18 protein-coding genes are annotated in these 18,669 nt (G+C 76.2%); 13 read left to right on the top strand and 5 right to left on the bottom strand.

The genetic code is table 11. The features are described 5' to 3' along the window. Positions 1-41: 41 nt before the first annotated feature. Positions 42-2,393, top strand: coding sequence for a tetratricopeptide repeat protein (locus DMB38_RS25060; protein WP_125937047.1), 2,352 nt, complete (start codon positions 42-44; stop codon positions 2,391-2,393). Between the two features lie 94 nt (positions 2,394-2,487). Here DMB38_RS25060 and DMB38_RS25055 read toward each other — a convergent pair whose 3' ends face one another. Next, on the bottom strand, positions 2,488-3,375 hold the full coding sequence (locus DMB38_RS25055; RefSeq protein WP_125937046.1) for a zinc-binding dehydrogenase: 888 nt from the start codon (positions 3,373-3,375) through the stop codon (positions 2,488-2,490). A 111-nt stretch (positions 3,376-3,486) separates the two neighbouring features. Between DMB38_RS25055 and DMB38_RS25050 the strand changes: the two genes are divergently transcribed. Then, positions 3,487-3,927 (top strand): helix-turn-helix domain-containing protein, encoded by a 441-nt coding sequence (locus tag DMB38_RS25050; RefSeq protein ID WP_125937045.1) that lies wholly within the window; start codon positions 3,487-3,489, stop codon positions 3,925-3,927. Positions 3,928-3,931: 4 nt separating this feature from the next. Here DMB38_RS25050 and DMB38_RS25045 read toward each other — a convergent pair whose 3' ends face one another. After that, the gene (locus DMB38_RS25045; protein WP_125937044.1) at positions 3,932-4,867 is read right to left on the bottom strand and encodes a LysR family transcriptional regulator; all 936 of its coding nucleotides are present in this window, start codon (positions 4,865-4,867) and stop codon (positions 3,932-3,934) included. Positions 4,868-4,996: 129 nt separating this feature from the next. On the opposite strand from DMB38_RS25045, the gene DMB38_RS25040 reads away from it, so the two are divergent. From DMB38_RS25040 to DMB38_RS25000, 10 genes are all read left to right on the top strand, one after another. Then, a complete protein-coding gene (locus tag DMB38_RS25040; protein WP_125937043.1) occupies positions 4,997-5,974 on the top strand; it encodes an SDR family NAD(P)-dependent oxidoreductase in 978 nt (325 codons plus the stop codon). Between the two features lie 71 nt (positions 5,975-6,045). After that, entirely contained in the window at positions 6,046-6,351 is a 306-nt protein-coding gene (locus DMB38_RS25035; RefSeq protein WP_125937042.1) for a DUF6191 domain-containing protein, read from the top strand. A gap of 19 nt (positions 6,352-6,370) precedes the next feature. Further along, positions 6,371-7,075 (top strand): type 1 glutamine amidotransferase, encoded by a 705-nt coding sequence (locus DMB38_RS25030; protein ID WP_125937041.1) that lies wholly within the window; start codon positions 6,371-6,373, stop codon positions 7,073-7,075. Between the two features lie 129 nt (positions 7,076-7,204). Next, positions 7,205-8,707: an FtsW/RodA/SpoVE family cell cycle protein gene (locus DMB38_RS25025; RefSeq protein WP_125937040.1), complete on the top strand. Its 1,503-nt coding sequence runs from the start codon at positions 7,205-7,207 to the stop codon at positions 8,705-8,707. Continuing rightward, a complete protein-coding gene (locus tag DMB38_RS25020) occupies positions 8,704-10,158 on the top strand; it encodes a penicillin-binding transpeptidase domain-containing protein (RefSeq protein WP_125937039.1) in 1,455 nt (484 codons plus the stop codon). Before DMB38_RS25025 ends, DMB38_RS25020 begins: the two co-directional genes overlap by 4 nt. A 78-nt stretch (positions 10,159-10,236) precedes the next feature. Continuing rightward, on the top strand, positions 10,237-10,401 hold the full coding sequence (locus tag DMB38_RS36240) for a hypothetical protein (RefSeq protein WP_164715894.1): 165 nt from the start codon (positions 10,237-10,239) through the stop codon (positions 10,399-10,401). Between the two features lie 123 nt (positions 10,402-10,524). Beyond that, on the top strand, positions 10,525-11,454 hold the full coding sequence (locus DMB38_RS25015) for a diiron oxygenase (protein WP_125937038.1): 930 nt from the start codon (positions 10,525-10,527) through the stop codon (positions 11,452-11,454). 47 nt (positions 11,455-11,501) lie between these two features. Next, complete coding sequence (locus DMB38_RS25010) at positions 11,502-12,266, top strand: TetR/AcrR family transcriptional regulator (RefSeq protein ID WP_047018022.1); 765 nt, start codon at positions 11,502-11,504, stop codon at positions 12,264-12,266. Between the two features lie 5 nt (positions 12,267-12,271). Further along, positions 12,272-12,529 carry a hypothetical protein gene (locus tag DMB38_RS25005; RefSeq protein WP_125937036.1) on the top strand — a complete coding sequence of 86 codons (258 nt, stop codon included), beginning with the start codon at positions 12,272-12,274 and terminating at the stop codon, positions 12,527-12,529. A gap of 89 nt (positions 12,530-12,618) precedes the next feature. Beyond that, a complete protein-coding gene (locus DMB38_RS25000) occupies positions 12,619-13,869 on the top strand; it encodes a C40 family peptidase (RefSeq protein WP_125937035.1) in 1,251 nt (416 codons plus the stop codon). 11 nt (positions 13,870-13,880) lie between these two features. Here DMB38_RS25000 and DMB38_RS24995 read toward each other — a convergent pair whose 3' ends face one another. Continuing rightward, positions 13,881-14,300 carry a roadblock/LC7 domain-containing protein gene (locus DMB38_RS24995; RefSeq protein ID WP_047018019.1) on the bottom strand — a complete coding sequence of 140 codons (420 nt, stop codon included), beginning with the start codon at positions 14,298-14,300 and terminating at the stop codon, positions 13,881-13,883. Continuing rightward, a complete protein-coding gene (locus DMB38_RS24990) occupies positions 14,297-16,486 on the bottom strand; it encodes an ATP-binding protein (protein WP_125937034.1) in 2,190 nt (729 codons plus the stop codon). The genes DMB38_RS24995 and DMB38_RS24990 overlap by 4 nt, the downstream gene beginning before the upstream one ends. A 231-nt stretch (positions 16,487-16,717) precedes the next feature. On the opposite strand from DMB38_RS24990, the gene DMB38_RS24985 reads away from it, so the two are divergent. After that, positions 16,718-17,485 carry a protein phosphatase 2C domain-containing protein gene (locus DMB38_RS24985; RefSeq protein WP_125937033.1) on the top strand — a complete coding sequence of 256 codons (768 nt, stop codon included), beginning with the start codon at positions 16,718-16,720 and terminating at the stop codon, positions 17,483-17,485. A 164-nt stretch (positions 17,486-17,649) separates the two neighbouring features. Here DMB38_RS24985 and DMB38_RS24980 read toward each other — a convergent pair whose 3' ends face one another. Beyond that, on the bottom strand, positions 17,650-18,636 hold the full coding sequence (locus tag DMB38_RS24980) for an alpha/beta hydrolase (protein ID WP_125937032.1): 987 nt from the start codon (positions 18,634-18,636) through the stop codon (positions 17,650-17,652). Positions 18,637-18,669: the final 33 nt, after the last annotated feature.

The raw sequence follows: 18,669 nt of genomic DNA, 5'->3' as shown, positions 1-18,669 counted from the left end.
CGGAGGGTGAAGGCGACCGCTCGGGCGCCACCCGCTCCGAGATGTCCGGAACCGCGGGTGCCGTGATCCAGGCCCGCGACATCAGCGGCGGCCTGCACGTCCACCACGCCGGGCCTCCTCCCCCGGAACCCGGCGTCCCGGTCCCCCGCCAACTGCCCGCCGCACCCCGCGACTTCACCGGCCGGGCGGCGGAGCTGCACGACCTGGACGGCATACTCGCCGCGGCGGAGGGCGCGCCCGCCCTGGCCGTCGTCACCGGGACGGCCGGGGTGGGCAAGACCTCCCTCGCGCTCACCTGGGCCCACCGGATCGCCGCCCGCTTCCCCGACGGGCAGTTGCACGTCAACCTCCGCGGCTACGGACCCGGCCGGCCGCTGCCGCCCGTTGAGGCGCTGCACCGGATGCTCAGCGCCCTCGGCGTCCCGGCCCCGGCGATCCCCGCGGAACCGGACGCCGCGGGGGCGCTGTACCGCTCCCACCTCGCCGGCCGCCGGGTGCTGACCGTGCTGGACAACGCGGCCTCCGCGGCCCAGGTCCGCCCGCTGCTCTCCGCGGGCCCCGGCTGCCTCACGCTCGTCACCAGCCGCCGCCGCCTCGACGGCCTGGCCGTACGCGACGGCGCCCGCCAACTCACGCTGCGCCCCCTGCCGGAGCCCGACGCGGTCGCCCTGCTCCGCGCCACCACGGCGGGGCGCCGCGCCGGGGACGACGCACCCGGACTGACGGAGCTGGCGCGGCTCTGCGCCCGGCTCCCGCTCGCCCTGCGGGTCGCGGCGGAACGGGCGGTCAGCCGTCCGCATCTGAGCCTGGGCGATCTGCTGGACGGCTTGCGGGACGAGTCGTCGCTGTGGGAAACCCTCAGCATGGGAGACGACGAGGAGGAGGACGGGGTCCGCGCGGTCTTCGCCTGGTCCTATCAGGCGCTGCCGGAGCCGGAGGCCCGGCTCTTCCGGTTCCTCGGCCTGCACCCCGGGCCGGACTTCAGCCTCGCGGCGGCCGCCGCGCTGGCCGCGGACTCGCCGCCCGAGACCCGGCGGCTGCTCGACGCGCTCGTCGGCGTCCACCTGCTGGAGCAGACCGCCCCCGACCGGTTCGAACTCCACGACCTGCTGCGCGCGTACGCCGCCGACCGGGCGCACGCCGAGATGCCGCCGGACGAACGGGACACCGCGCTCAGGCGCGTACTGACCTGGTATCTGCTGACCGCCGAGACGGCACGCGCATGGGTCCGCACCGACGGGATCGAGCTGCCTCTGCCCGCGCCCGAGGACGGCGCCGCTCCCCTGTCCTTCACGGACTACGACGCGGCCGTGGACTGGACGGAACGCGAGCGCGTCAACGTCCACGCCGCCGCGCGGGCCGCCGCCGCGGCGGAACTCCACGCCCTCGCCTGGCAGCTCCCCGTCGTGCAGTGGCGCGGCTCGATCCGCGCCGCGCCCCTCGCCGCGTGGTCCGAGACGGCACGGCTCGGACTGGCGTCGAGCCGCGCCCTGCGCGACCGGAACGCCGAGGCGTGGGTGCTGCGGTGCCTGGGCGAGGCGCACCGGCGTGCCAACCGCCTCGCGGAGGCCGAGCAGTGCCATCGCCAGGTCCTCGCCCTCCGCCGCGAGCTGGGGGACCGGAAGGACGAGGCCGCCGCGCTGAACTCGGTGGGTCTCGTCTGCCTCGCCCGCAGGCGGCCCGACGCCGCCGTCACCCACTTCGCCCGGGCACTGGACGCCTACCGGGAGCTGGACCTGCCCCGATGGGTGGCCGTCGAGCTGGCCAACCTCGCCGCCGCGCACTACGACGCGGGTGACCTCACCCCGGCGGACGACTGCGCGCGCCGGGCGCTGGCCGCCTACCGGGACCTGGGTGACGAACTCGGCGAGGGGCGCGTGCTGCGCACGCTCAGCGGCATCCAGCGCGAGCGCGGTGAACCGGCCGCGGCCCTGGAGTCGGCGCGGCGCGCCGTGGACATCGCCGTACGGCGCCGCAAGTCGACGTCGGAGGGGCTGCGGCTGCTGGCCCTGGGGGCGGCGCAGCAGGCCAACGGGCTCTTCGGCGAGGCCCTTTCCACGTACGACCGGGCGGCCGCCCTGCACCGCCGCATCGGCGACGGCGGCCGCGAGGCGCTCGCCTGGCACGGGACCGGTGAGACCTGCCGGGCGCTCGCCCGCGCCGACGAGGCCGCCGCCTGCCACCGCCGGGCCGCCGCCCGCTTTCACGAGCTGGGCGACCCCTGGCACGAGGCCGTCGCGCTCGACGGCCTCGCCGCGGCGGTGCGGGCGGAGGATCCGGCCGGGGCGCGCGGCCACTGGGAGAGGGCGCTCGCCCTGCTCGCCGGCTACGGCGATCAGCGGACGGCCGCGCTCCGCGACGGCATCGCCGCGCGGCTCGGGGCCGCGGGCTGAGCAGGGGCGCCGGGGTCCCGCCGGGGGCGGGCAACGGGCCTGGGTAAGGGGCTCGTTCCCGGTGCCCTGCCCCTTACGGCAGCGCGTCCCCTTCTTACGGCACCAGCACCAGCCGCCCCCGTATCCCGCCCTCCGCGAGCCGGGCGTGCGCCTTCGGGGCGTCGGCCAGGTCGTACGTGCCGGCGACCCGGAGCGTCAGCACGCCGTCGTCGACGAGCCGGGCCAGCTCCGCCAGCCGCGGGCCGTCGGCGCGGACATCGAGGGCCGCCGTGCGGATGCCGCGGACCGGGGGCGGCGCGGTGTGCGGGATGACCGCGGCGAACGCGCCGCCGTCGCGGGTCCAGGGCAGGGCCCGTTCGCCGCCGAGCACCGCCGCGTCGAGCACGGCGTCGTAGCCGGCGGCGGCCGGCTTCGTCGTGAACGCCGCGCCGAGGCCGCGGACCAGCTCCTCGTCCGGCTCGCGGGCCAGCCCCGTCACCGCGACGCCGCGGGCGGCGGCGAGCTGGATCGCGTACCCGCCGAGCGCCCCGGCCGCACCCGTGACCAGCAGCGAGCTGCCCGGCGCGAGGTCCAGCAGGCCCAGCGCCTGATCGGCGGCGAGCGCGTTGAGCGGCAGCGTCGCGGCATGCACGGCGTCCGCCGTCGCCGGTGCCGGGGCCGCCGCCGCGCCGTCCACGACCACGTACTCGGCGTGCGAGCCCAGCGGCTTCGCCACGCCGTGCACGAGTGCCACCACCGCCTCGCCCGCGGCGAATCCGGCGCCCGCCACGTCCACCGTCCCCGCGACGTCCCAGCCGAGTCCCGTATACGCCCCGCCCGGCGCGGCGCCGAAGGCACCGGCGCGCGTGCCGGCGTCCACGGGGTTGACCGCCGCCGCGGCCACCTTGATCCGCACCTGCCCCGCGCCCGGCTCGACCGCCTCCACGTCGGCGATCGTCACGGCCTCGGGGCCGCCGAACTCCACCACCACTGCAGCACGCATGACCTGTCTCTCCCTGATCGGTACCGTTCTCCGCCGCCGCAACCCTAGGAAGAGTTGGTATCTTTCAGTAAGTAGTTACCTGAGAGTGCCTAGGCCACCCGGAGGAGAGCCATGGCGACCATGACGGCGGCCCAGCGGCGCGAGCAGGAGCGCTCCGCGTACGACGCGTTCATGCGCGACTGCCCCACCAACCAGCTCCTCGGCCGCCTCAGCGACAAGTGGGTCAGCCTCGTCGTCGCCGCCCTGGCCGGCGGCCCGCGGCGCTACAGCGACCTGCGCCGGAAGATCGCCGGCGTGAGCCCGAAGATGCTCACCCAGACCCTGCGCACCCTGGAGCGCGACGGCATCCTCACCCGCGCCGTCACGCCCTCCGTCCCGGTCCGCGTCGACTACGAGCTGACGCCGCTCGGCCGCAGCCTCGGCGGGCTCCTCACCGCCGTGAAGGACTGGGCGGAGGAGCACATCGAGGAGGTGCACGCGGCCCGCGAGCGCTACGAGAAGCAGGAGCCGGGGGCGGGGGTGGGGGTGGGGGCGGGGGCGCCGGAGGGCTGAGGGCTCAGGCGTGGGCCTCCGGGTCGCGGACGCACTCCCGTACCGCCGCCAGGAAGTCCGCGACCTGCGGGCTCGTCCGCTCCCGCGGCCAGGCCACCGCGATCCGCAGCGGTTCGATGTCGCGCACCGGCCGCCAGACCAGCTCGGGGTGCGTGTAGTACGTGGTCATCGACTCCGCGGCGAAGCACACCGCCCCGCCCGCCGCCACCCGTTCCAGCATCTCCTCGACGTTGTCGTTCTCCGGCCCCCACAGCGGCTCGGAGCCGTCGGGGCGCGGGTTGACCGCCCACCAGTCGACCCACGCCTTCGGCGCCCTGCGCGTCCACATCAATTGCTGGTCGCCGAGGTCCGCGATGCCCACGTCCGGCCGCGCGGCCAGCGCGTGCGCGCGCGGGAGGGCGACCCAGCGGCGCTCGGTGGCGACGGTGCGCGCGTGCAGCCCCGTCAGGTCGGCGGGCAGCCAGACGAACGCTACGTCGGCCAGGCCGCGGCGCAGGCCCTCGGCCTCGCCGCCCCAGTCGAACCGCTTGGGTTCCAGCACCGTGCCGGGCCGCCGCGCGGCGAAGGCCGCCCGCGCCCGCAGCCCCAGCGGCCCCGCGCCGGTGGCGACGAAGCCGAGCCGCAGCACGTCGCGGGCCGCCGCCGCGGCGGTACGGACCTCGCGCACCGCCGCCGCCCACTCGCCGGTGACCCGGCGGGCCGCGGGCACCAGTGCCTCGCCGGCCGCCGTCAACCGCACCTCGCGCCCGGCGCGTTCGAACAGCTCGGCGCCCAGGTCGGCCTCCAGCCGGCGGATCTGCCGGCTCAGCGAGGGCTGGGTGACGTACAGCTCGCGCGCGGCTTCCGTGAAGCTCAACCGCGCGGCCACGGCGAGGAAGTAACGCAGCACGCGCGTGTCCACGTCCGCCGCGGGAACCCCGGCGGCCGGCTGCTCATCCATGCCGGAAGCGTATGGGTGCAGGCATTGGACCGGCCCGGAACTCCGGTGTTTCGGTGGTCCCGACCCGAACACGAACCGGTACGGGCGGGGCCGCACGGCCCCGCCCGTACCGCGGAGAGGAGCCGGCCCATGCCCGCACACGAGACCGACGACGCCCGGCCCGCGGCCGCACACCCCGCCTCCGAACGCCCCGCTTCCGAACGCGCCGCCGGCCGGCCCGCGTCCAGACGCGCCCTGCTCAGGACCGGCGCCGCCGGCCTGACCGCGGGGCTGGCCGCGGGCGCCGCCGGGACCGGCACCGCGCGGGCCGCCGCCCCGGCCGCCGCCGGGGAGAAGAGCACCGGGGACGGTGAGTTCGACGGCAAGGTGGTGCTCGTCACCGGCGCCACGTCCGGCATGGGCGAGGCCGCCGCCCGCGCGCTGGCGGCCCGCGGCGCGAAGGTGTTCTTCTGCGGCCGCCGGGCCCGGCTCGGCCGCGAGATCGAGGCGGACATCCGCCGCGCGGGCGGCGAGGCCACGTACATGCGCGCCGACGTGCGCCACGAGGACCAGGTACGGGACTTCGTGCACGGCTGCGTGCGGCGGTACGGGCGCGTCGACGTCGCGTACAACAACGCGGGCATCGAGAGCCCGCGCGCGGTGCGGCTGCACGAGCAGACGCTCGCGGACATGGAGGACGTGTGGCGCACCAACGCCGCCGGGACGTTCCTCTGCATGAAGTACGAGATCCCGCAGATGCTGGAGCAGGGAGGCGGGGTCGTCGTCAACACGGCGTCGATCTCGGCCGAGGTCGGCTTCGCGACCATCTCCCCGTACAACGCCAGCAAGCACGCGGTGGCGTCGCTCACCAAGGTCGCCGCGCTGGAGTACGCGCCGGAGGGTGTGCGCGTGACGGCGTTCGCCCCGGGGGCGGTGGACACCCCGATGCTGCGGCGGGCGGCGGAGGCGTTCGACCTGACGTACGAGGAGATCGCGCAGGACTACCCGATCCGGCGCATCGTGCGGGCCGAGGAGATGGCCGCGGTGATGATGTGGCTGGGCTCGTCCGCGGCGGCGCCGGTCGTGGGCACGGACGTGGACGTCTCGGGCGGCTGGCTGACGGCCTGAGGCGGCGCGGCGGGAACGGTTCCGCGGGCCGCGGCGTTCTCCGGACGAGCCGAGTCGCGGGAGGCGCGGGGATGAACATCGTTGCGGAGCTGTTCGCGCCCAGCCATGCCCACGCCCGGCGGGCGCGCGAGCGGATGGAGCTCGTCGTGGACGACGTGGGCTCGGGCGATCCGCACCGCGGGCCGATAGACCTCACGTCGGGCAAGGTCGTCATCGCCCTCGGGGAGGCGGCGAAGCCGGCGGCGGAACCGGCGGACGCGGTGCCTTCCGACGCCGTCCCGGCCGACGCGGAGGCCGCCGACGCCGAGCCCGACGACGCCGTACCCGCAGACGCGATCCCGCCGCAGGCCACCCCCGCCGATGCCCCGCGCGCGTAGCCGACCGAGAATCGCACCCATGACGAAGGTTCTCGTGGTGCAGAACGGCCGCGGCGGCGGCCCCCGCCGCTTCGGCGCGTGGCTGGAGCAGGAAGGCGTCACCCTCGACGTCGTGCACGCCTACGCGGGCGCGCCCCTCCCCCGCCGCCTCGACCACGCCGCGATCCTGCCGCTCGGCGGCGGCCCCATGCCCGACGACGACGTGGCGATGCCGTGGCTGGCGGCGGTGCGCGAGCTGGTCGCCGAGGCGCTGGAGCGGGACGTGCCGGTCTTCGGCGTCTGCCAGGGCGGCCAGCTCCTCGCCCACGTCGCCGGCGGCCGGGTCACCGCCTCGCACGGCGAGCCGGAGCTGGGCAGCACGCCGATCGCGCTGCGCCCGGAGGCCGCGGAGGACGCGCTCTTCGCCGGGCTCCCGCCGCGGGTGACGGCCGTCCAGCGGCACGTCGACGCCATCACGGAGCTGCCCGCGGGCGCGGTGTGGCTGGCGGAGAGCGAGCGCTGCCCGCACCAGGCGTTCCGCTACGGCGCCCGGGCGTGGGGCGTGCAGTTCCACCCGGAGGCCGGCGCCGACCGCGTGCACGCCTGGAGCGACGAGTCCATCCGCGCCCGCGGCTTCGACCCGGTCCGGCTGCGCACCGAGGCGGACCGCGACGAACAGGAGTCGGCGCAGGTCTGGCAGCAGGTCGCGCACCGCTTCGCGCAGGCGGTACGGGCCGAGGGCTGACCCGCGGCGGTCCGGCGCCCCGCCCCGTACGGCCGGAGAGGGCACCCGCGCCCGGGACCCGCCGCCCGCGCGACCCACCCCACCCCCGGCATACCCGGCAAATCGGCCACCGCTTGTTACGTTGCCCGCATGACCACCGCCACCGACCCGGCCCAGGCCCTCCGCCCGCCGGGCCGTGCCCGGCGGCTGGCCACGCCGCCGCCCCCCGTGCCCCGCCCCCGCCGCCGCGGCGCCGAACTCGGGCTCCTGGTCTGCGCCGTCGGCGTCATCGCCTACGGCTACGCCAACGTCGGCTACGCCACCTCCGGCGCCCTCCCCGCCGGCCTGGCCACCCACCTCGGCGGCCTCGCCGGGCTCGCCCTCGCCGCCCACCTCGTCGTCCGCTTCCGCGCCCCCCGCGCGGACCCCGTGCTGCTGCCGGTGGCGCTGCTGCTCAATGGCCTCGGCCTGGTCCTCATCCACCGCCTCGACCAGGACACCCCCGGCGACCGCGCCGCGCCCACCCAACTCCTCTGGTCCACCGTGGGCGTCGCCCTCTTCGCCGGCGTCCTGCTCTTCCTCCGCGACCACCGCGACCTGCGCCCCCGCGCCGCGAAGTACGCGTTCACCGCCCTGTGCCTGATGGCCGCGCCGATCCTCTTCCCCGCCGTCAACGGCGCCAGGATCTGGATCCGGATCGGCGGTCTCTCCCTCCAGCCCAGCGAGTTCGCCAAGGTGCTGCTCGCGGTCTTCTTCGCCTCCTACCTCGCCGCCAACCGCCACGCCCTCACCTTCACCAGCGGCCCGCGCATCCGCCGCCTGCTGCTGCCGCCGCGGCGCGTGCTCGGGCCGATCGTCGCGGTCTGGGGCATCAGCCTGGTGCTGCTCATCCTGGAGCGGGACATCGGCGCCTCGCTGCTGTTCTTCAGCCTCTTCGTGGCGATGCTGTACGTGGCCACCGGGCGGCTCGGCTGGCTGGCCGTCGGGCTGCTGCTGGCCGCGGCGGGGGCGGCGGCCGTCGGCGCGCTGGAGCCGCACGTGCACACGCGGGTGGAGGACTGGCTGTCGCCGTTCCGCGCCATCGAGGAGGGGCATGGGCCCGGGCAGTTGGCGCAGTCGCTCTTCGCGTTCGCGGCGGGCGGCGCGCTGGGCGCGGGGCTCGGGCAGGGGCACTCGCTGCTGATCGGCTTCGCCGGCAAGTCGGACTTCATCCTGGCCACCGCGGGCGAGGAGCTGGGGATCGCGGGACTGACCGCGCTCTTCCTGCTCTACGCCCTCTTCGTCGCCCGCGGTTACCGCACGGCCATCGCCATCGGCGAGCCGTTCGGCGCGCTGCTCGCCGCGGGCCTGGCCGCGATCATCACGCTGCAGGTGGTGGTGATCGCCGGCGGGGTACTGGGGATGGTCCCGCTCACCGGGATGGTCACGCCGTTCCTGGCGCAGGGCGGATCCTCCGTGGTGACGAACTGGGTGATCGTCGCGCTGCTCGTACGGCTCAGCGACGAGGCCCGTACGCCGCCGGAGGAGCGCCCGGCGCCGGAGGCCGCACCCGCGCGGCCGGAACCGGAACCCGCCGCCGCGACGGCCCCCGCCACCGTCCCCCTCGTCGTCCCCGTCATCGACGAGGCGCGCCCCGCGGACGGCAGCCGGTGATCCGCAACACCCGCATCGCCGCCGCCTGCAGCCTGCTGCTCTTCCTCGGCCTCCTCGTCGGCGCCGCCCGGGTCCAGGTGCTCAACGCCCCCGAGTACGACGCCAACCCGGCCAACCGCCGGCACGCCCTGGAGCGCTACGCCCAGCCCCGCGGCGACATCTACGCCGCGGGCCGCCGCCTCACCGGCTCCGAGGACACCCGCCAGGGCCTGCGCTACGAGCGCTCGTACACCGACGGACGCCTCTACGCCCCCGTCACCGGCTTCGCCTCCCAGCTCTACGGCGCCACCCTCCTCGAAGACACCGAGGACGGCGTCCTCGCCGGCACCGACGGCCGGCTCGCCCCGCTGCCGCTCTGGGGCGACCTCACCCGCAGCCGCCGGCCCGGCGGCCAGGTGCACACCACCGTCGTACCGGCCGTGCAGAAGGCCGCGTTCCGCGGGCTGCGCGGCCGCAAGGGCGCCGTCGTCGCCCTCGAACCCGCCACCGGCCGCGTCCTCGCCCTCGTCAGCAGCCCCGGCTACGACCCCGCGCTGCTCTCCGGCAACTCCCCCGCCACCGCGCTGGCCTGGGACCGGCTCACCGGCGACCCCGACCAGCCGCTCCTCAACCGGGCGATCCGGCAGACGTATCCGCCCGGCTCCACGTTCAAGGTGATCACGGCGGTGGCGGCGCTGGAGTCCGGCAGGGTCACCGACATCGACGCGCCGACCCGCACCCCGAACCCGTACCGGCTCATCGGCAGCACCACGCTCCTGCGCAATGAGGCGAGCGGCTGCGCCGACGCGCCGCTGCGGGAGGCGTTCGCGGAGTCGTGCAACACGGTGTTCGCGAAGCTCGGCGCGACGGTCGGCACCCGGCGGATCGTGGAGACCGCGGAGGCGTTCGGCTTCAACGACGGCGGCCTCTCCCTCCCCTCGCCCGTGCTGCCGAGCCACGTCGACACGCGGATGGACCCGGCGCAGGTCGCCCTGTCGGCCATCGGGCAGTACGACACCAGGGCGACGCCGCTGCAGATGGCACGGGTCGCGGCGACGGTCGCCAACGGCGGCCGGTCGATGCGCCCGTACCTGGTGGACCGGCTCGCGGACGCCGGCGGCGAGACGGTGGCGCGGACCCGCCCGGCGTACGAGGAGACGGTGATGACCCCGGGGACGGCGGCGCTGCTGCGGCAGATGATGATCGACGCGGTCAGCGACGGCACCGGCGGGCCGGCGGCGATCGACGGGCTGACGGTCGGCGGCAAGACCGGCACGGCGCAGCACGGGGTGGACAACTCCGAGAGCCCGTACGCCTGGTTCATCTCCTGGGCGCAGCGGCCGGGGACGGCGGTGCCGGGGGTGGCGGTGGCGGTGGTCGTGGAGGACGCGGAGGCGGACCGCGCGGACATCAACGGCGGCGGCAGCGCGGCGCCGGTCGCGCGCGGGGTGATGCGGGCGGCGCTGCGCTGAACCGGCCGGCGCGGCGGGGCTCTTCTGCCGTCGCGCAGCCGGGAGGGCTCCCCGGGCGCGCTTCTTACGATGACCGCCGTGAAGGACATTCTGATCGGCATCGTCATCGGCCTGATCTTCCTCGTCGTCGGCGGCGCCGTCTTCTGGCTCCTGGCCTCCAGCAGCGAGGAGAACCGGGAGGAGTGCGAGCAGCAGGCCGAGCGCTCGAACGGCCGGGTCACGTGCATCGTCACCGTCGAGTGACGCCCGCCGCCCGCCCGTTGGCACCTTACTCACGCGTCGACCGGACGCGTCGGGGGCATTGACGGGCTTGCTGACAAGCTGTCTCATAAGAGGTGACCGCCGGTAACTCTCCCAGGAGACGCGATGACCACGACGACGGGGCACCTCGCGCTGACGGACGCGCTCGGCCCGCTCAAGGACCGCGAGAAGGTCGCGGAACGGCTCCTCGCGGCGTCGGAGAAGCACTCCTTCGACCCGGACAAGGAACTGGACTGGGACGCCCCGGTCGAAGAGGGCAAGTGGTTCTGGCCGCCCGAACTGGTCTCCCTCTACGACACCCCCATGTGGCGGCGGATGCCCGAGGAGCAGCGGAGGGAGCTGGCCCGGCTGGAGGCGGCGTCGCTGGCCTCGCTGGGCATCTGGTTCGAGATCATCCTCATGCAGTTGCTCGTCCGGCACATCTACGACAAGCCGGTCACCAGCAACCACGTGCGCTACGCCCTCACCGAGATAGCCGACGAGTGCCGGCACTCCATGATGTTCGCCCGGATGATCACCAAGGGCGGCGCGGAGCCCTACCCCGTCAGCCGCTTCCACCACAACCTCGCGCGCGTCCTCAAGACCGTCTCCACCACCCCCGGTTCCTTCACCGCCACCCTCCTCGGCGAGGAGATCCTCGACTGGATGCAGCGGCTCGTCTTCCCCGACGAGCGGGTCCAGACGCTGGTGCGCGGCGTCACCCGGATCCACGTCGTGGAGGAGGCACGGCACGTCCGGTACGCGCGCGAGGAGCTGCGCCGCCAGATGCTCACCGCGCCCCGCTGGGAGCGGAACTTCACCCGGCTCACCTCCGGTGAGGCCGCCCGGGTCTTCTCCGTCTCCTTCGTCAACCCGCAGGTCTACACGGACGCGGGCCTGAACCGCGCCGAGGCGGTCGCGCAGGTGAAGGCCAGCCCGCACCGGCGCGAGGTGATGCAGACGGGCGCGAAGCGGCTGACCGACTTCCTCGACGACATCGGCGTGCTCCGGGGCGTCGGACGCAGACTGTGGCGCAGCTCCGGCCTGCTGGCCTGAACGGGCCGGGGCCGCCGACCCCGGCCCGGCGGGCTACGCTGCCGGACATGAGCACTGCGTCCGACCGGGGAGCCCGCCCCGCCGCGCCCCCGCCGGCGGTCGCGTACCGCAGGCTGAGCGTCTCCCAGCGCCGCAGCCAGTTGCTCGCCGCCGCGCTCGGCCTCTTCGCCCACCGCGCCCCCGAGGACGTCTCGCTCGACGACGTCGCCGCCGCCGCGGAGGTCTCCCGCCCGCTGGTCTACCGCTACTTTCCCGGCGGCAAGCAGCAGCTCTACGAAGCCGCCCTGCGCAGCGCCGCCGACGAGCTGGAGCTCTGCTTCCGCCAGCCCCAGCAGGGCCCGCTCACCCGCCGCCTCACCCGCGCCCTCGACAGCTACCTCGGCTTCGTCGACGAGCACGACGCCGGCTTCAAGGCGCTCCTCCAGGGCGGCAGCGTCGTCCAGACCAGCCGCACCACCGCCATCGTGGACGAGGTCCGCCGCTCCGCCGCCGAGCAGATCCTGCTGCACATCGGCGTGCCCGAGCCGGGACACCGGCTGCTGACCATGATCCGCACGTGGATCACGGCGGTCGAGGGCGCCTCGCTGATCTGGCTGGACGAGGGCAAGCAGCCGCCGCTGCCCGAGCTGCGCGGCTGGCTCGTGGACCACTTCATCGCGCTGCTCGTCGCCACCGCCGCGGGCGACGAGGAATGCGGCCGGGTGCTGCGCCGGGCGCTGGAGCTGGAGACCGCCGAAGGACCCGCGGGCGACCTCGTCCGCCGCATCGCGCCGTTCCTGCCCGACGCCGGCCACCTGCTCGGCGAGGACTGAGCGCCGTGCGCACGGAGGACACCGCGTTCGTCGGCGGCCCGCTGGACGGCCGCACGCTCGCCGTGCACGTCGGCGCGACGGGCCGGCCGCCGAAGGTGTACGAGGTGCCGGTGCCCGACCCCGAGGGCGGCCCGCCGGCCGTGCACGTCTACCGGCTGGAGCCGGCGAACCTCAGCCCGCGGCTGAAGCTGCCGCGGGGATGGGTGTACACGTACGACCCGGAGGGCGTGCCCGAGCGGCGCAAGTGGCCCTGGTCGCGCTGACGGGCCGTCAATCCTCACGGGTGATGGTATTACTCGGTTTCGCCCAGTGCCGACGGGAACGCGGCGGTCGCGGGGGAAGCCTTGCGTACATGTCGCGCACCCCCCGCCCCGCCCTCACCGCCGCCTCCGCCGTCCTCCTCGCCGCCGTGCTGGCCCTGCCCGCCGACGCGGCGCCCGTGCCGGACGTACCGGACGTACCGGAAGCGGCAGATGCAGCCGACGCCGCCGGCCCCGCCGGTCAGGACGGCGCCGCCGGCCCCGCCCCGGGTCCCGCGGCACCGGCGGCCGACGGCGCGGAACCGGCCGCCGACGCCCCGCTCGGCGAACTGCTCACCCGGCTCCAGACCCTCCACGGGCAGGCCGAGCGCGCCACCGAGGCGTACCACGCGACCGCAGAGGACCTGAAGGACGCCCGCGCCGAGACCGCCAGGCTCACCGGCGACCTCGCCGGCACCCGCGCCGACCTGGCCACCGCGCGCCGCCGCGCCGGACTCCTCGCCCGCGCCCAGTACCGGGGCCCCGGGCTCGCCCCGTACCTGCAACTCCTTCTCGCCCGCGACACCGAGACCGCGCTCGACCGCAAGCAGGTCATCAGCCGCGCCATCGGCAACCAGGCCGCCGTCGTGACCCGGCTGGAGTCCGGCGCCAAGCGGCTCGGCGCGCTGACCGCCTCCTCGCGGAAGGCGCTCGACCGGCAGCGGGAGCTGACGGGCGAACGCAAGCGGCGCCGGGACCGCGTGGACGACCGGCTGACCGAGGTGGCCGACGCACTCGCGGAGCTGACACCCGCGAAGCTGGCGGCGCTCGACCGGCTGGAGGTACGGGGAGCGGAGGAGGACCGGCGGGAGCTGATGGCCCCGGAGGGGGCGGACGGCGGCGGCCCGGACGCGGTGGCGGACGGCAAGCCGGGCGGGGCCCGCCCGGAAGCTTCCGGCGGTACGGACCGGCCACGGCGGCCGGGTACGTGGGGCGCCGCGGAGCGGGAGCCGTCGCGCGCCGGACGGCGGGCCGTCTCGTACGCCCTCGACCAAGTGGGCAAGCCGTACCGCGCGGGCGCCGGCGGGCCGCGGGCCTACGACTCCTCCGGGCTCACGCAGCGGGCCTGGCGCGAGGCGGGCGTCCGCATCCCCCGTACCGCGCGGGGGCAGTGGCGGGAGCTGCGCCGGGTGCCGCTCACCGCGATGCGGCCCGGGGACATCGTCGTGTACCACCGCGACGCCTCGCACGTCGCGCTCTACCTCGGGCACGGCCGGGTGGTGGAGGCACCGCGCACGGGCCAGCGGGTACGGGTCGTCCCCGTCACCATCCGCCCCCTGCGCGGCGCCGTGCGCCCCGGCTGACGGCGGCGCGCTCAGCCGGTCAGCTCGCCGCGCAGCCCCGGGGTGAGGACGTGGCCGACGCGGCCGACGAACAGCTCCATGTGGTACGCGGCCACGCTCAGGTCGCAGTCCGGCTCGGTCAGCACGCCGAGCAGCGAGCCGTCCCCGGCCTCCATCACCACCAGGCAGCCGTCCTCCATCGCCACCATCGTCTGCTTCACCCTGCCGCCGTCCATGACGTCCGCGGCCCCGTTGGTGAGCCCGCCGATGCCGGAGACCACGGTGGCCAGTTGCTCCCCGGCCGACGCGGACTGCGGCGGGGCGGCGAGGAGGGGCAGCCCGTCGACGGAGACGACGACCACGGACCGTACGCCGGGCACCTCGGCGGTGAAGTTGTCGAGCATCCACCGCAGGCTGCTGATGGTGTCCCGGTGTTCCTGTGTGCTGTTCACGTACTGGCTCCCTGCTCCTTCGCGTCCCATGTCGCGGCCTCCGCGGCGGCGGCCCGCCGCCCGTCCCGAGACCCCTGCTGCAACCCCCCGAGCAACCGCCGCACCTCCCGCGCGTCCACGCCCCGCCGCTCGGCCTGCGCGGGCACGGCGACCACGGCCCGCACCGGTGCCGCGGGCCACCCGCCGGGCGACTCGGTGCCGCGCTGCGGGGCGACGGCACGGGCGGGCGGGGCACCGGCGGCAGGACCGGGGACGGCGGCCCGCCCGGCCGGTACGGGGCTGAGCGCCGCGGGACCGGTGGCGGGATGGCCGGTCGCGGGGTGGCCGGGGGCGGGGTGGAGGACGGCCGGGTGGCCGGGCGCGGGATGCTCGAACGCCGCGTGGGCGGGCGCCTCGTGGGCGGGCGCGGGTTGGGCGGGGACCGCACGGGCGGGTGCCTCACCGGGCACCGCCGCACCGGCGGCCGACCCGGCGCCGGCGGGCACGGGGGTGCCCGTCGCCGTACCGTGCCGCGGCGGCGCCACCGCGCCGCCGGAGACCGTGCTGCCGGGCCGGCGCCGCGGCAGCATCCCCGCCTCGGCACGCACCCATCCGCCGGTCCGCGGTGCGGCCGCGGGCCGGGCCGGCGCGAACGGCGGCGGCACCGGCCGTACGCCGCCGCCGGGCGGCGGGCCGGAGCGCTGCGGCCCGACCCGTACGGGCGCCGCACCCCCGTCCCGTACGCCCCGGCTCTCCGCGTCCGTGCGCGGACCGGGCTCCGGCCGGGCGCCGCGCGCCGCGGGCACCGGCACGGCACGCCCCGCACCACCGGCCGCCGCACCACCACCGGTAACGCCACCCGCACCAACGCCGCCGGCACCGCCCACCGTCCCGGCCGCGCCACCGGCGGACCCGGCGCCGCCACCGCCGGCCGCGCCGACTCCCGCGAGCCCCGCGGCACCACCGCCCGGCCCGGCACCGCCGCCCGCCGCTCCCGCTCCCGCGAGTCCCGCGGCGTCGCCGCCGCCGACCGCGCCGGAGGCTCCCGCGAACCCCGCGTCATCGTCCGTACCGTCCACCGCGCCGCCCACCAGCAGCCGCCCCGGCAGCCGGACCTCCGCGTCCACCCCCCGGTCCCGCAGCCGCAGCTCCACGGCCACCCCGTGCCGTGCCGCCAGCCGCGCGACCACGTACAGCCCCAGCCCCAGCGCCTCCCGCGGCGCCGGGCCCGGGTCGGTGTCCGCGAGCCGGGCGTTGAGGTCGTCGACCCGGGCCGCCGGGCTGATGCCGATGCCCTCGTCCCGTACGACGAGCAGCAGATCGCCCGTCCCCAGCATCCGCCCGGTCAGCAGCACTTCGGACTCCGGCGGGGAGCACGACGTGGCGTTCTCCAGCAACTCCGCCAGCAGGTGGCTCGCGTCGCCGGAGGCGAAGCCCGTGACGTGCACCTGCGGCAGGTCCGGGGAGAGCACCACCCGCTGGTACGACTCGATCTCGCCGACCGCCGCGCGCAGCACGTCGATGAGCGGGACGTTCGCGCGCCGCGTGCCGCGGTGGTCGGCGCCCGCGAGCACCAGCAGGTTCTCGCTGTGCCTGCGCATGCAGGCCGCGAGGTGGTCGAGCCTGAAGAGGGTCTCCAGCGTGCTGGGCTCCTGCTCGTGCGCCTCCAGCTCGTCGATGAACGACAGTTGGCGCTCGACCAGCCCCAGCGTGCGGCGCGACAACCCGACGAACGTGCCCTGGACGCTGGCCTGGAGCCCGCCGATGCGCTCCGCGAGCGCCGCCCGCTCGCGGAGCAGCGAGTCGCGCTCGACGACGTGGTTCTCCCTGGCGGCCGCCAGCTCCGCGCGTACGGCGGCGAGTTCCGCCGCCTTCTCCGCGGCGTCCTCGCCGGTGTCGGCGCCGTCGGCGGCGTGCGTGCCGCGGGCCGCGTACACGACGACGCCCACCGCGAGCACCGCGCACAACGCCAGCAGCGCACCGTGCACGTGCAGCGCGCTCGCCGCCTGCGGTCGCTCCTCCGGGTCCGCGCCGCTGACGCCGCGGAGCGCGCCGACCAGGCCGGGCGCGCCCGCCGCGAGCACCGCGGCGCCGACGACGAGGTACGCCGCCTTGGCGCGCGGCGAGGTGCGGGGCGCGGGGTGCGCACCGCGACGGTGTCCGGCGCCCCTGCCCTCCTGCCGATCCGGCTGCACGGGGGTCCGCAATGGCCCTCCTTCGACTCTTTGTCCCGCGGCGCCATGTCCTTGCATTTCGGACTGTTGGTGGCTGAGTCCGGTTGCGCCTCGGCCCGCGGGTCGACCTTGGCAGCAGGTGTCCTATGCAGGCGGACTTTGCCCCGGTGCTCACTCGAACGAGCGAACATGCTTTGCCGGGGTGCCGCCGGTCCTTCCGCCGGGCGTCACGGGCCGTGCGGTCCGTACGGGCAGACTGGGATCATGCGCATCGAACTGGCCAGCGACCCCGCCGCACCCCCCGCCCCGAACGAGGACTACGCCGCCGTGGCCCTGCCCGCGTCCGGCACGGGCGGGGCGGTGGTGGTGCTGGACGGCGTGACGCCGCCGCGGGACGGGGACACCGGCTGCGTCCACGGGGTGCCGTGGTTCGTGGCGCGGCTAGGCGGCGCGTTCCTGGAGTTGGCGGGGGCCCGGGAGACCCCGCTCGCGGATTGCCTGGCGGCGGCCATCCGCCGCACCGCCGAGGCGCACGGCCCGGCCTGCGACCTCAGCCACCGGCGGACGCCGCAGGCCACGGTGGCGGCGGCACGGTGGGACGGTGAGAGGGTGGAGCACCTGGTGCTCTGCGACGCGGCGCTGCTGCTGGAGGGGCCGGACGGGGCGGTGCGGCCGGTGCTCGACCTGCGGCTGTCGCAGGTGCCGCGCAGCCGTCCCGCGGAGGAGATGCGCAACGTCGAGGGCGGCTTCTTCACCGCCGCCGCCGACCCGGAGGTCGCCGCGAGGGCGGTGGCCGGCAGCGTGCCGCGTACGGAGGTGGCGGCGCTGGCGGCGCTGACGGACGGGGTGACGCGCTGGACCGAGGTGTTCGGCTTCGGCGACTGGACGGCGCTGCTCCAGCGGGTGCGGAAGGCCGGGCCGCAGGGCGTGGTGGCGGAGGTACGGGCGGCGGAGGCGGCGGATGCGGACCGCAGCAGGTACCGCAGGGGGAAGGTGCACGACGACGCGTCGGCGGTGCTGGTGGAGCTGTGACGAGCGATGGGTGACGAGTGACGAGTGACGAGTGACGAGCACCGACTGACAGATGACAGATGACGGCAGATGTCGGATGGCGGGCGAGTCCGGACGGCCCGCGGCCCGGGCGGCTTGGGGAGCCGCCCGGGCCGAACGGAGCAGGGGGAAGCGGCGGTACGGACTCACTCGGTGCCGAACGCCCGGCGCAGGACGGCAACGGCCTGCCCGATGGCGGCGTCCGCGGCGTGGGTCTCGCGCAGGGCGTTGAGCATCACGAAGTCGTGGATCACACCCTGGTAGCGGGCGGCGGTGACCGGCACCCCGGCCTGGCGGAGCTTGTTCGCGTATGCCTCACCCTCGTCCCGTAGGACGTCGGCCTCCGCGGTGATGACGAGCGCCGGCGGCAGGCCCGCGAGCTGCTCGGTGCTCGCCCGCAGCGGCGAGGCGGTGATCTCGGCGCGCTGCGCCTCGTCGGTCGTGTACTGGTCCCAGAACCACTGCATCGCGTCGCGCCGCAGGAAGTAGCCCTCGGCGAACCGGCGGTACGAACCGGTGTCGAAGCTCGCGTCCGTGACCGGGTAGAAGAGCACCTGCTGCACCAGCGGTACGTCCCCGCGCTCCTTTGCCTGGAGCGTCAGGGCGGCCGACATGTTGCCGCCGACCGAGTCGCCCGCGACCGCGATCCGCGCGGGGTCGAGGCCGTTGGCGGCGCCGTCGGTGACGATCCAGCGGGCGACCGCGTAGTTCTGCTCGATGGCGACGGGGTAGCGGGCCTCGGGCGACAGGTCGTACTCGGGGAAGACCACGGCGGCCCGCGCGCCCACCGCCAGCTCGCGCACGAGCCGGTCGTGGGTGTGGGCGTTGCCGAAGACCCAGCCGGCGCCGTGCAGGTAGAGGATCACGGGCAACTCCCCCGCGGCGTCCGCGGGCCGGACGATCCGGGTCCGCACGGAACCGGTCGGGCCGCCCCGCACGGTGACCCACTCCTCGGCGACCTCGGGCTTCCCGATCTCGCCCGACTGCACCTCGTCGACGGTCTTGCGGCCCTCGGCGGGGCCGAGGTCGAAGAGGTACGGGGGGTTGGCGGTGGCCTCGGCGAAGGCTGCGGCGGCGGGCTCCAGGACGGGAGCGGCGGGGGTGTACGCGGCGGGCTTCCGGTTCTCGGACATGACGGGTGCTCCTCCGGGGGTCGATCCCTCTCG

Source organism: Streptomyces sp. WAC 06738, from assembly GCF_003945505.1.
In the GTDB taxonomy this organism is placed as follows: domain Bacteria; phylum Actinomycetota; class Actinomycetes; order Streptomycetales; family Streptomycetaceae; genus Streptomyces.
This window is presented reverse-complemented; position numbering and strand designations above follow the sequence as displayed.